The sequence below is a fragment of the Pontibacter sp. FD36 genome (assembly GCF_015686655.1).
Classification (GTDB): Bacteria; Bacteroidota; Bacteroidia; order Cytophagales; family Hymenobacteraceae; genus Pontibacter.
Genome location: NZ_JADPMP010000001.1, coordinates 487,062 through 502,256, shown reverse-complemented (window position 1 = coordinate 502,256; position 15,195 = coordinate 487,062). Strand labels below are relative to the sequence as shown.

The following is a 15,195-nucleotide window of genomic DNA, read 5'->3' as shown; positions in this document are numbered from 1 at the left end:
AAAAGTAGAATAAAACGTCTTTACTTTCAAAGGACAATTTCTGACAGAACCCAAACCAAGCATTCTTGAATGTGGGTCTATACATCGAATAAGCAACCCACCATAAAAGAGAAAGGCCAGCGCACTTGCGCTGGCCTTTCTCTTTTGTGAGCGATGGACTTGTATCTTATTTGAAGCGGTAGCCTAGCACGATCTCGTGTGAACCGGCGCTCTGGTGGCGCATGCGGGACACGGTGATGTCGTAGGTATAGCTCAGTTGAAACTGCTCCTGAAACTGCACGCCTACCAAGCCTACAACGGCGTCCTGGGTACGGTAAGAGACGCCTGCCCATACCTGGTCATCGTACACGGTCTTCTGGCGACGTTTGCTCATGTGGTAGGCTGCTTTCATATTGAAGTCAGCCTGAACCGGGGCACCCTGCACATACTTCAGCAAAGCAGAAGGCATCAGCCGGATTTTGTCGTGCACATCGAAGTTATACCCACCCGACACAAACAAGTGACGCGAAAGGCGGCTAACCTCTTCTCCCCCATCCACTTCGTGTATCTTGTTGCCAAGCACCTGAAACAGGGAAATACCGAAGTAAAAATCTTCTGAGTGCATAAACGTACCGAGCGTCAGGTCAGGCATAAAGGCGTCCACGCGACCATGGTTAGTCACCGGGTCACGCTCATTGGAGCCGTCTGCCAGGCGCACTTTGGCTGGGTCGAATCGAAACTGCTGAAAGCCGGCAGAAAAGCCAGACGACAGGTAGATGCTTCGATTCAGTGGTACATGGTACGCATAGGAAGCCAAAGCGCCAGTACGGGTAGTTGGGCCTGTCTGGTCAGTGTAGACCATGCCGCCTGCTCCATGGAAGCCCTGTGTCTTGCGGCTGCGCTTCAGGTGTCGGTTAAACAGGGCGCCCTCTCCACTCAGGTAAAAGGTTTTAGGTGCGCCCTCAAAGCCAACCCACTGGTTGCGGTAACCCATTTTAATGTTTACGTCCTTCTCAAACCCAGCTACTGCCGGGTTGAGAATGAAGTAATTGGTCATGTACTGTGAGTAAAGGGCTTTCTGCTGGGCCGACGCGGTGAAGGCAATCAACAAAAAGCAGAATATTAATATCTTATTTTTCATAACGGTCTCTTTCTAAAATGGCGAAACTTAACGCATGATGGTCACTGATGTCTTAACAGCCGGCGTATCGTCACCGAACTCGATGATGGCGTAGTAGGTACCATCTGGCAGTCGCTTGCCGTTATTCGTACCATCCCACTCTCTGCCATATCCTTTCGACTCGAATACCGGGCTACCCCAACGGTTGTAGATCGTCACTCTGCAGTTAGGGAAAGTCTCCGGCAGATTGCGAATCACCCAGGTGTCGTTGATGCCGTCGCCGTTTGGTGTGAAACCGTTCGGGATGTCGAGTTCACCAAGGCTAGTCACGTCAAACTCAACCTCTGTAATACAGCCGCTGGCATCACGCACTTTCAGGTAGTGTTTGCCACCGCGCAGGTTCAGGAACTCTGACTCGTTTACAAATTCTCCACCGTTGAGTGAGTAGACATATGGTGCCATACCTCCGCTGATTGCGCTCACTTTAGCACTGCCTGAGTTAGGTTTACCTGGCATTCCATCTGACACAGCCATTTCCACTTGCAGTGCGGCCGGCTCCTTGATCTCTACTGCACCCAATGTGATGGTACAAGTAGAAGAGAAGCGGGTGATCACCTGGTAAGTACCCTTCGCCAGTCCCGTGAACTCTGGGTTTTTCTGGAAGGTCTTGCCATTGTCGATGCTGTACTCAGTGTTGGCATCACCGCCGATTGCCTCGATCAGGATAGTACCATTCTTGTCGCCGAAGCAGCTGATGTGACTCACATTCGCCACTTTGCTCGATAAACCCGCCACTGTTACCGGAACAGAGAAGGTACAGCCTTTGGTGTCTTTCACGGTCAGGGTATAGGTTCCGGCTGCTACATTCGCCAGTGTGGCTGAAGCAGAGAAGTTAGTACCATCGAGTGAGTAGGTATAAGGAGCCGTACCGCCTGTTACCTCCGTCACCACAACCTCACCGGCTTTATCGCCACAAGTGGCAGCCGATACTGTGAACTTCGCATTGGTCAGCATTGGGCTGTTCTGCAGCGTTACCGCCTCGATCAGGATACAGCCGCTGGCGTCTTTCACCGTCACCTGGTACTCGCCTTCGGCAAGTCCGGTGAAGTTTGGCTCGGTCACGAAGTTGGTTCCGTCGATGCTGTAGGTATAAGGAGCCGTACCGCCTACGATCTCACTGATCGCGATGCGGCCGTTGCGCTCACCGCAGCTGGCATCGGTACCTGCTGCCGTGAAGCTTTCTACACCGCCATTGTTAGACACGACCTGCTCTACCGTGATGGCACAGCCTTCCGCGTCTTTGATCGTGATGGTATAAGCACCTGCTGCCAGGTTAGCGAAAGTAGCTGCACTCTGGAAGCTGCCACCGTTCAGGCTGTAGGTATAAGGAGCCGTGCCACCGTCTACTGCCGTCACTGTGATCGATCCGTTCGCCTCGCCACAGGCAGCTTTGTTTGCTGTAACTGTCGCTTCTTTCGGACCCTTCTGGCCAACTGTCACAGTCGTTACCGTGCTGCAGCCATTGGCATCTTTCACCGTCACCTCGTACTCACCCGGGGCTAGTGCTGCGAAGGCAGTTGAGGCCTGGAAAGTTGTGCCGTTGATGGAGTAGGTATAAGGTGCCACACCGCCGGTTACCTGGCTTACTGTGATAGCACCGTCATTCGTATCACAAGAAGCAGCTGTGGCGTTTGCAGTCAGAGCCGAAGGACCGGCTACGTTGCCCACTTCTACTTTCTTCTCGATGGTACAGCCGTTAGCATCTTTGATCGTGATGGTGTGCTCGCCAGCCGCTACAGAGGCAAAGACAGTTTCGCTCTGGAAGTCGCCGCCATCTAAGCTATAGGTATAAGGTGCTTTGCCACCTGTTACACCACTTGCTGTGATGGTACCATTTGCTTCGCCGCAGGTAGCCGTTGTAGATGCAAGCTCAAAGCCAGTTGGACCGGCAATGTTCTCGATCACTACCGCTTTGCTGAAGGTACATCCGTTAGCGTCCTTGATGTACACCGTGTGGTTGCCTGCCGCCATACCTGTTAGTTCAGCTAAAGACTGGAAGTTTGTACCGTCCTTGCTGTAGGTATAAGGAGCACGACCACCGGTAACCGCACCTATTGTTACGCTGCCGTTGCTGGCACCGCAGGTAGATGCTTTGGTAGTAGTGGCAAATCCTTCCGGACCGTCGGTGTTCGTTACCGTCACCGCTTTCGCGAAGGTACAACCGTTGGCATCCTTCACCGTCATCAGGTACTCACCAGCAGCCAAACCTGTGAAGTTTGCCGAAGTCTGGAAGTTGGTGCCATTGATGCTGTAGGTATAAGAAGCTTTTCCGCCTGCTACGTTGGTCACGCTGATCTGTCCATTGCTGTTGCCGCAGGTTGTGTTCTGAGCTGTAGCAGTGAGGTCAGTTGGACCCGTCACATCATTGATTGTGATGGTCTCAGTGTGCGTGCAGTCGTTGTCGTCCTTTACCGTGATGGTATACTCTCCTGCCACAAGACCAGAGAAACTGGCTCCGCTTTGGAAGTCACCACCGTTCAGACTGTAGGTATAAGGCGCAACACCACCGTCCACTGAAGTGATTCGGATACTGCCATTGTCACTACCACAAGTTGAGTTGCTGGTTGAGGCAACAAAACTGCCCGGACCGTCTTTGTCTACTTTAACTGTGGTAGTCGTCTCGCAACCTTTGGCGTCACGCACTGTCAGGGTGTACTCTCCGGAGGCCAGTGCCATGAAGGCAGTGCTGGTCTGGAAGTCGGTGCCGTTGATCGAGTAAGTATAAGGAGCCGTACCACCTGTCACCGTACCAGCCGAGATGCGGCCGTCGTTGTCGGCACAGGTTGCCGCTTGCGAGCCTGCCGCTACTGCCGAAGGACCGGCAATGTCTGACACGGTAAAGGCTTTCGCGAAGGTACAGCCTTTGTCGTCTTTCACGGTAATGGTGTATTCTCCGGCTAACAGACCTGTGAAGGTTGGAGAAGCCTGGAAATTCTTACCGTCGATGGCGTAAGAATAAGACTCTGTTCCACCTGAAACATTCGTTACCGTCAGTTCACCGTTCGCTGCACCGCAGGTAGAAGCAGTCATGGATGCTGTCAGGTCAGTAGGCCCGGCAATGTTATCCACTATGATCTCCTTGCTAAAGGTACAGCCGTTGGCGTCTTTCACAGTTACAGTATACCTGCCAGCCAGCACACCTTCGAAAGTAGTGCCCTCCTGGAAGTTGATGCCATCGATGCTGTAGGTATAACCACCTGCTACGCCCGTCACGCCTGTCACGCTGATCGTGCCGTTGGCACTGCCGCAGGTTGAGGAAGTGCTGCCTAGGATCATGTCACTTGGACCGGCTACATCTTCTATCGTCACGACTTTAGCAACTATACAGCCATTGTCATCTTTCACGGTGATCGTTTGCTCACCTGCCAATAGTCCGGTCAGGGTAGCTGATTCCTGGAAGTTCACGCCGTCTTTGCTGTAGGTATAAGGCGCTGTGCCTTCTGTTACCTCACCCACAGTTACGCTACCGTTCGCACGACCGCAGCTGGAGCTCTTCAACGTTACTACAAAGTCAGAAGGGCCAGGGATGTTCTCAATTGTAACAGACTGGGTATAGGTACAGCCGTTTTTATCTTTCACGGTTACCTCGTAGGTGCGGGCCGCCAGTGCTGAGAAAGTAGTTTCGCTCTGGTAGTTGCTGCCGTCTATACTATAAGTATAAGGAGCAGCTCCACCCGTCACCTCACCTATCGTAAACTGTCCGTTGCTATCGCCGCAGGTAGAAGCTGTTACAGCAATCGCTAATTCGGAAGGACCCGCAATATCGCTCACCTGCACTTGGCGTGTAACGATACAGCCTTTGGCATCTTTCACAGTAATGGCGTGCGGACCTGCCACAAAGCCAGTCAGTGTCGCTGATTCCTGGAAGTTCACGCCGTCTTTGCTGTAGGTATAAGGAGCGAAACCTCCCGTTACCTCTCCTACTGTGATCGTGCCGTTATTGCTGCCGCAGGTAGTTGAAGTGGTCGTGCTGACAAAAGTAGTCGGAACGTCATTCGTTACCGTCACCTTTGTCGTTACGGTACAGCCGTTGCGGTCCATCACGGTCAGGGTATACTCTCCTGAAGCAAGTGCTCCAAAAGTAGTCTCTGACTGGTAGTCGCTGCCGTTGATGCTGTACTGATAAGGAGCTGTACCACCTGTCACCGTTCCAGCCGTGATGCTACCGTCGTTGTTGTTGCAGCTGGCAGGGGCAAAAGTAGCCGCCACTGCTGTCGGGCCTCCGGTGTTCGTTACAGTTACCTGCTTGCTTACGATACAGCCTTTGGCATCTTTCACGCGGATGTTGTAGGTACCCGCAGCCAGACCCGTAAACAGATTCGACTCCTGGAAGTTCACACCGTCTCGGCTGTAGGTATAATCTGAAGTGCCGCCTGTCACGCCCGTTACGCTGATCTCGCCGTTGGCGCTGCCGCAAGTAGAAGAGGTCGTTTCGGCTGTCAGGTTAGTAGGTCCGGCAATGTTATCCACCACGATTTCCTTGCTGAAGGTACAGCCGTTGACATCTTTCACGGTTACTGTGTAAGTACCGGCCAGCACAGCCTCGAAAGTAGTGCCGGTCTGGAAGTCGCCATCATTCAGTGCGTAGGTATAGGTAGAGGTTCCGCCTGTCACGCCTGTTACACTGATCGTGCCGTTGGCGCTGCCGCAGGTAGAGGATTCGGCTGTAAGCGTGATATCGGTTGGCCCAGGGATATTCTCTATCTCAATGGTCCTGGTAAACTCACAATCATTGTCATCCTGCACCGTGATGGTATACTCACCGGCAGCCAGCCCTGCAAACGTTTTTCCGGTCTGGAAATTACGTCCATCGATGCTGTATGCAAACGGAGCCGTACCGCCTGTCACCTCACCTACTGTGATGCTGGCATTGCTGTCGCCGCAGGTAGAGGACGCAGCGGTCAGTTCAAAGTCGCTTGGACCTGCGATGTCCTCAACTTCTACAGTTACTGAACCCACGCAGCCATTGTGGTCTTTCACCAGCACTTCGTAAGTACCAGCCAGCACATTTTCGAATACAAGGCCATTCTGGAAGTTATCGCCATCGATGCTGTAGGTATAAGGACCAACACCGCCCGTTACACCACTAATCGTGATGCTTCCATTTGCAGCGCCGCAAGTTGTCGCAACAGGTGTCGCTGTGAATTCAGGTCCGGCAATATTGCTTACAGCTACTGACTTGGAGAACACGCAGCCTTTGCTATCGCGCACCCAGATGGTATGCGAGCCTGCCGCAAAACCAGTCAGCGTAGCGCTAGTGCTAAAGTTCTGTCCGTCTTTGCTGTATTCGTACGTACCAGTACCACCTATTACAGTACCTACCGTAATACTGCCGTTGCTGTCGCCGCAGGTAGAGGATACCGATGTGCTGGCAAAGTTAGTTGGTACGTTGGTATTTACTTTTACTGTGGTGGTGACGGTACAGTCATTTCCGTCTTTGACTGTTACGGTATAGTCTCCGGCGGCTAATCCTGTAAAGTTTTTCGACTCCTGGAAGTTGATACCGTCGATGGAGTAGGTATAGGTTCCTGTTCCTCCTGTTGCCGTACCTACCGTAATCGAGCCGTCGTTGTTCTGGCAACTGGCTGCTTGGGTAGTGGCCGTTACAGCTGTTGGTCCACCGATGTTGGTTACATTGAACTTCTGGGCGAAGGTACAGCCTCTAGCATCTTTTACCGTGATGGTATACTCACCAGCAGCTAATCCTGTAAAGAGATCACTTTCCTGGAAGTTCACGCCGTTACGGCTGTAGGTATAGCCCTCAGTTCCACCAGAAACACGGGTTATACGCAGCTCACCATTGGCGGCACCGCAGGTAGAGGCTGTTATTTCAGCAGTCAATCCATCCGGACCAGCAATGTTCTGCACTTCTACTTCTTTAGTGAAGGTACAACCTCTGGCGTCTTTTACCGTGATAGCGTAGGTCCGTGCCGCTAAGCCTGTGAAGGTAGCCGACTCCTGGAAGGCGCCGTCATTCAGGCTGTAGGTATAGTCCGAAGTTCCACCAGTTACTGCACTCACCGTGATCGAACCGTTGCTGTTGCCGCAAGTAGATGATGCTGCAACCAGTGTGATATCAGTCGGGCCAGGAATATTGGTTACTTCAATTGTCTGCGTAGCCACGCAGCCTTTTCCATCACGCACTGAAACAATGTACTCTCCGGCGGCCAGATTCACAAAGCTATTGCTGTTCTGGAAGGTGCCATTGTTCAGGCTGTACTGGTAAGTACCCGTTCCGCCTGTCACATTGCTCACCACGATCTGTCCGTTGCTGTCACCACAAGTGCTGGACTCAGGCGCTGCCACAAAGCTCGGGCCTGCCACATCTGTTACCGTGAATGCTTTTGCAAACGTACAGCCGTTTTCATCTCTCACCGTTATGGTGTAGTCATCAGCCAACAGGCCTTCGAAAGTAGCTGACTCCTGGAAGTTATCTCCGTCGATAGAGTAAGTATACGTTTCCGTATTGCCTGTCACCCCTGTCACCGTCAGGCGACCGTTCGGGTCACCGCAGCTAGAGGCTGTTGCAGTCGCCACGATGTCAGTCGGGCCAGGGATGTCGCTTACCGCAATCTGGCGGGAAACCACGCAGCCTTTGCTGTCGCGTACCCAAATGGTATGGGTAGTTGCGGAGAAACCAGTAAGTGCATTACCGTCAACAAAGTTCTGGCCGTCCTTGCTATACTTATATGGACCTGTACCGCCTGTTACACCAGTCACTGTAATCGTACCATTGCTGTTACCGCAGGTAGACGGGTTGGTGGTGAAGGCGAAGGTAGTCGGCACGTTGGTACCTACTGTTATCGAACGGGTGATGGTACATTCGTTCTCGTCCATTACCGTCACGGTATAAGGACCAGCGGCAAGGCCATTGAATACATTCGACTCGTAGAAATCGCTTCCGTTGATGGAGTAGGTATAGGTACCAGTACCGCCCGACACATTGCTCACCGTAATGCGGCCATCGTTGTTGTTACAGCTGGCTGCTATCTGGGCAACTGTCATTGTCGTCGGGCCAGGTACGTTGATGAGGTTGAAGGTTCTGGAGAAAGTACAGCCATTAGCGTCACGTACCGTAATCACATGCTCTCCCACAGCCAAATCTGTGAAGTCAGGCGAGTCCTGGAAGTTCACGCCATCGCGGCTGTACCTGTAACCACCGGCAGTACCTGTTACGCCCGTTACTTTGATCTCGCCATTTACGGCACCGCAGGTTGTGTTGCTCACGGTAGCGGTGAAGTTAGTAGGACCTGCCACATCTGTCACCGTCACATCTTTGGTGAACTCGCAGTTCTTACCATCTTTCACCGTGATGCGATAGGTGTCAGCCATCAGGTTTGAGAAAGTATTGGATGTCTGGAAATCGCCACCGTTGAGGCTATAGGAGTAAGTACCGCTACCACCTGTCACAAGGCCTACTTCGATGCTGCCGTTGCTGCGACCGCAGCTTGAGGCATTGGCCGTGAAGGCAAAGTCAGAAGGACCAGGTATATTTTCGATTCTCACTTCTTTGCTGAAGGTACAGCCACGGCTATCTTTTATAGTAATGGTGTGCGGACCTTCTGCCAGACCAGTCAGTGTAGCCGAAGTCTGGAAGTTCTGACCGTCTTTGCTATAGGTATAAGTGCCGATTCCTCCTACGATGCCACTCACCACTACAGTTCCGTTAGCGTTGCCGCAAGTAGCTGCAGTTGGCGTAGCTGTGAAGTTAGTCGGCACACTCTGCACCACTGTTACCGATGTGCTGACAGTACAGAGGTTAGCGTCACGTGCCGTCAAGGTATAGGTGCCGGCAGCTAGTCCTGTAAAAGTAGTGCCGGTTTGGAAGTCGTTACCGTTGATGGAGTATTCGATCGCACCGGTACCGCCTGATACTTCGCCAGCCGTGATCGAGCCGTCGTTGTTGTGGCAGCTGGCTGGGGCCGAGCTGGCCGTTACGGCTGTTGGGCCAGGTGTATTGGTTAGCGTGAATGGCTTGCTGAAGGTACAGCCATTGGCGTCTTTCACCGTAATGGTGTAAGATACTCCGGCAGCCAGCCCTGTGAAGGTTTCACCTGTCTGGAAATCGTCCCCATTGATAGCGTATTCAAAACTTCGGTTACCTGAAGACGTCACACCCGTCACCTTGATTTCACCGTTGCTGCCGCCGCAGGTAGTGGCTTTTAGCTCTACTGCAAAGTCAGTAGGGCCTGGCACTTGTGTGATGGTCACCTGTTTGTTGAAGGTACAGCCTCTTTCATCTCTCACCCACACTGTATGCGTCCCGGCAGCAAAGCCGGTGAGTGTAGGGGAAGTCTGGTAGTTCTGACCGTCCTTGCTGTACTCCAGCACACCTATACCGCCTACAACGCCAGAAATGGTAACAGTGCCGTTCGGGTTGCCGCAGGTGGAAGGAGCCGGTGTGGCGGTGAAATTGGTCAGCGACTGCTGCCCTACGTTAACTGAAGTAGTCACCGTACAGCCGTTGATATCGCGGGCCGTCAAGATATAGTCACCAGAGGCGAGGCCTGTGAAGGTAAGTTCGTTTTGGAAGTCACGGCCATTGAGGGAGTACTGCTTGGTACCTGTTCCACCCGTTACCGCACCCACTGTAATAGTACCGTCGTTGTTGTGGCAACTGGCAGGGGCCGATGTAGCCGTTACAGCCGTCGGGCCGGGGGTGTTTGTCAGTGTAAAGGATTTAGTAATGATACAGCCATTTGCATCCCGCACCCGGACAGTATAAGCTGTTCCGGCAGTCAAACCAGTAAAAGTATTTCCTGTCCCGAAGGCACTTCCGTTCAATGAGTAAGTAAAACTGCGATTTCCCTCTGTGGTCACACCCGTTACACGGATCTCGCCGTTACTGTTACCGCAGGTAGTGGCTTTTAGCTCCACTTCAAAGTCAGTAGGGCCCGGCGTGTTGGTGATAGTCACCTGTTTGCTGAAGGTACAACCCTTTTCGTCTCTCACCCACACTGTATGCGTCCCGGCAGCAAAGCCGGTGAGTGCAGGGGAAGTCTGGTAGTTGCTGCCGTCTTTGCTGTACTCCAGCGTACCTACGCCACCGACAACGGCAGAGATAGAGACAGTACCGTTCGGGTTGCCACAGGTGGAAGCAGCCGGTGTGGCGGTGAAATTGGTCAGCGACTGCTGCACCACGGTCACCGAGGTAGTCACTTTACAGCCGTTGATGTCGCGGGCCGTCAAGATATAGTCACCAGAGGCGAGACCTGTAAAGATGGTACTGGTCTGGAAGTCGTTACCGTTGATGGAGTATTCGATCGTACCGGTGCCGCCTGATACTTCGCCAGCCGTGATCGAGCCGTCGTTGTTGTGGCAGCTGGCCGGTAATGAAGAGGCAGTAACGGCTGTTGGACCAGCTACATTGCTTAGAGTGAAAGATTTGGTGAAGGTACAACCATTGGCATCCTGCACAGCGATCGTATAAACAGTTCCGGCAGCCAGACCATTAAAGGTATTGCCTGTCTGGAAGGTGCCACCATTGATAGCGTACATGAAACTGCGGTTGCCTGTAGAGGTCACACCCGTCACCTTGATTTCGCCGTTACTGTCACCGCAGGTGGTAGCCTTAAGTTCAACTGCAAAGTCAGTCGGGCCTGGTGTGTTGGTTATGGTCACTTGTCTACTGATGGCGCAGCCTCTTTCGTCTCTCACCCATACTGTGTGCGGACCGGCGGCAAAACCAGTAAGGATATGTGAAGCTTGATAAGTTTGGCCGTCCTTGCTGTACTCCAGTTCACCAACACCACCTACGACAGCAGAGATCGTCACCGTGCCGTTCGGGTTGCCGCAGGTAGAGGCAGCCGGTGTGGCGGTGAAGCTGGTCAGCGACTGCTGCACCACGGTCACCGAGGTAGTCACTTTACAGCCGTTGATGTCACGGGCCGTCAAGGTATAGTCGCCGGTAGCGAGGCCTGTAAAGATGGTACTGGTCTGGAAGTCGTTACCGTTGATGGAGTACTCCATCGTACCGGTGCCACCTGATACCTCACCAGCCGTGATCGAACCATCGTTGTTATGGCAGCTGGCCGGTGCTGAGCTGGCAGTTACAGCCGTAGGCCCCTCTACATTTGTTAGTGTATAGGATTTACTGAAGGTACAGCCATTGGCGTCTTTCACCGTGATGGTGTAAGATACTCCGGCAGCCAGTCCTGTGAAGGTATTGCCAGTCTGGAAATCTCCCCCATTAATAGCGTATTCAAAACTTCGGTTACCTGATGAGGTTACGCTCGTCACCTTGATCTCGCCGTTACGGTCGCCGCAGGTAGTGGCCTTTAGCTCAACTGTAAAATCAGCAGGGCCTGGCACTTGTGTGATGGTAAACGGTACAGTGACTGCGCAGCCGTTAACTTCGGTTACAGTAACGGTGTAGTTACCGGCAACTTTATTAGTAATAGAAGCAGTAGTTTCGCCGGAACTCCAGCGATAGCTCAAAGCCCCCTGACTACCTGTAACATTAGCACTGATCGTTCCTAATGTACCATTACAGATTACTGGCGTTCCTGTCAGGGTCACTTCCATTCTGTAGAATGAGATTACCACCTCGTCCTGCACCGGACCACAATCGCCGTTTCCGGTTGATTCTAATGTCAGTGTAACAGAACCTGCATTTAACTCTGTCTCTGTTGGAGTATAGGTAGCGCTCAGGTCTGTCCTGCTTGAGAAGGTACCGTTACCACCTATCCAGCGGCCACCTGTGGCGGCTGTAACTGTGCCTGCCAGTTGAACGGTACTGCCTGCGCACACCAATTGGTCCGGGCCAGCGTTGGCAGTGAGATTGGAAACCACCTCCACTGTGGCAGAGAACTCTTCGCAGTCTCTTGAATCTTTAGGTATAGCAATTAACTTATAAGTGCCTACAGCTGTAGCCGTATAATTCAGGTTGCTTCCTACCTGATTACCAGCAGCATTTTTCCAGACATAATCAAAACCAGTGGTCTGGTCGCCGCCTGTTACATTGCCTCTAAGCACTACGCCACCGCCACCAGGGCATATAATAGCAGGTGTTGGCGCTATCGTGACAACAGGCCTGCGATGAAACGTAACTTCGATGTCATCATAATAAAGGTTGTCGGAGCATGAACTCTGGAAAGCTTTACCCCGAACACGGTATATCACTCTAGCTGGGGCATCATCGTCGCCTGTTACAATCGCCTCTTTTTTACCATTCGGGAAACTCAGGTATTTAAGATAAGCTCCGTTACCTGTCAGGTCCTCCCATACAATGCTTTCTTCATTAAAAGTATCAGGCGCTTTCAAGATGTCGGAGCAACCTGCTGTGAGAGACACATCGGCCTGCGGCTCAAAGGCAGCAATAGACCTGATGGAATATGTAGTTGCATTACCACCAGGCTTACAGAAAGTGATCGTAAAGATACCTGTATTAGGAGCGCAAACTTCTTGGCCCACTCTAGTTTCTGGGCCACAGTTTATGGTGTAATCCATGGCACCCTTGCCGCCATCAACTGTAACAACTATTTGGCCAGCCCTTTCATCCAGTATTACATTAAACTGAATACAATTATTATCTCTACAAGCGCTACCATTCCTACTTACTGGTGGGGATGTGTATTCTCCATTAGGCTCTCCACGCAGATCCACATCAAAGGTCGGAACAGTTGCGAGCACTACTGCTATAGTAGCTGTAGTGGTACATCCGTTCACATTGACAGTGAGGGTATAAGTGCCTGCATCACTGGTTCTCATATTAGGTCGGGTTGGTTCCCGCAGAGTTGAAGTGAAACCATTCGGTCCCGTCCATGAGTAGGTAGCTCCGGGTATTTCCGTCGCAGACAAATAGAGTGTTCCAGTAACACTTGGACTACTGGCTGTCAGTTCAGGCACTGGAGGCTTAGCATTAATAATGAGATCAGTGCCGTTGTCAGTGCCAGCTCTCCTTAATCCATTTGAGTATACCCGAATTCTATATTTATCTCCTGCTGGTATATTATCAGGGATGATTGCACTAATTGAACCGGCATTATTGCTAATAGAGCCAATGATAATGGGGTCTGCAAAGCTGCCATTAGCATCAGAAAGCTCTGCTCTGTAACCATTCCCAAGATTTCTGGAAGTGTTATAACGTACAGTCACAGCCTGCCCAGGGCAGTAAGGGCCCGCAGTGACACTAGTTGTGCTCAACAGAGGCACCAGTTGGGAGATAAATGTTTCTTCACCGCCTCTGTTTACAATCACAATACCACCAAAGTTTGGCGTATTTTCCTGAAAGTAACCGGTAACATATACATTCTGAGCCGCATCTGACGCAATACCCCAACCACGGTCATCGCGTGCACTACCGGCTCCAATAGACCATACGCCGTTGCCATTCCCATCATAGTGTGCCGCATAAATATCAAGCGCACCCGTTGTTGACAGAGGACTTCCGCCAATGTTGGCACTACCACCAAAGCTACCAGTCAGGTACAAATTACCATCTCTATCTACAGACAAGCCTCCAAGTTCGTCAGCAGCGTTTCCGCCTGCTCCTTTCGCCCATATAACTGTGCCTGTATTAGAGTACTTTGCCAGAAAGATATCCTGACTAGATCCGCTGTTGTTAAAAGAGATTGAGCCAAAAGTAGTCCTTGCTGAGAAATTACCGCCCAGATACAAGTTAGCAGCACCATCTATACCTAATGCGGTTACTTTTTCTGCGCCATTTCCACCAGCTTTCTGTGCCCATCTTATAGCACCACTGTTGGTATAAGATGCAAGAAATATGTCTTGGTTGCCCGAATGTGAAAGTGGCGTAATGCCAAGCGTGAAATCCTCATTAAAGTTACCGGCCACATATATATTGTTGCTGCCGTCAATCGCAATGCCTCTGCCTTCGTCGGCTGCAGTGCCGCCGATCTTTTGCGCCCAGACAAAAACGCCGTTTGCATTCAGCATCGCTACAAAGCCGTCTGTGTTGCCGGCACTTGCAAAAGAGGTGTTTCCGAAACTAGCCGTACCCGTGAAGCTGCCTGTGATGTAGCTATTCCCGGATGCGTCTATTGTTATACCTGTTCCTCTGTCTGCAGCGCCACCTCCTGCTTTGGTAGCCCAAACCACATTACCGCTTGTGTTATACTTAGCAATAACAATGTCGCTGGAACCACTACTGGTCAGCGCTGTGCTGCCTAGTTGGGTGGAGCCTGTAAACGAGGTCACAACATAGCTGTTTCCGGCTGCGTCCGTTTTCAGTGCGCCTTCGTCTGTCAGGTTGGTGTCAGATACCTTACGAGCCCACACAAAATTGCCTGTGTTGCTATACTTTGTAAGATAAGTCCCTATACCTGAGGCATAAAGCGTTGTTGATCCGAACGCGGCAGAAGGAGCAGAAAAATGCCCGAGCACGTATAGGTTGCCGGCACCGTCTACCTGGATAGACCGACCGTGATCGTGGGAAGCCCCTCCGACCGTTTTCACCCAATTTATGTCCTGCCCAGACGCTATCGTGCTGTTGCTAATCAACAGAGCAACCGCAAGAATAAACTGTAGAAGTTTGTTCATATAATAATCAATAAATTACAAATAGATTTTCTGACCGGCTTGTAGAATCAGGCGGCGTGGTGAAACACATACAAGTAGACCACAGTGCGTAGCCTACTCTATCAGTTGTAGATAAATGAGAAAAAGTGCGTAAAGTTTGTTGTCATGCGATAGGGGTTGTAGTGAACGATGTTGTTATCATGTGTGCTATTTGCTTAAGCGTATGCTGTAATATTTTTATACACCTTTATAAATAGTACTATTTACTTAATAAAATAAATATTTTCAATGCTTTACTTTTTATCCATATCCTTACAAATCATAAAGATTAAGAAAGGCATCAAAAAGTCCTTTATAACTAATTTTCAACAGCTTATTCAGCAAACAGAAATTTCAGCCTGTAAATAAAGCAAAAAAATAGTATGCAAAACAATACAAAATTACGTTTCCCATATACTTAAAAACTCCAAATCAGTATTTGCAATTTTCTCATTTAAATCATTCAATATTTTACTTAAATTATAATATTCGTACTTCGAAAATGCCGGTATAAACCA

General features: G+C 51.0%; 2 protein-coding genes. Both read right to left on the bottom strand.

The annotated features are described in order from the left end of the window. Positions 1 to 166 precede the first annotated feature (166 nt). Positions 167 to 1,120: a type IX secretion system membrane protein PorP/SprF gene (locus tag I0P70_RS02200; RefSeq protein ID WP_196114556.1), complete on the bottom strand. Its 954-nt coding sequence runs from the start codon at positions 1,118 to 1,120 to the stop codon at positions 167 to 169. Between the two features lie 27 nt (positions 1,121 to 1,147). Then, positions 1,148 to 14,659: a gliding motility-associated C-terminal domain-containing protein gene (locus tag I0P70_RS02195; protein WP_196114555.1), complete on the bottom strand. Its 13,512-nt coding sequence runs from the start codon at positions 14,657 to 14,659 to the stop codon at positions 1,148 to 1,150. Positions 14,660 to 15,195 lie beyond the last annotated feature (536 nt).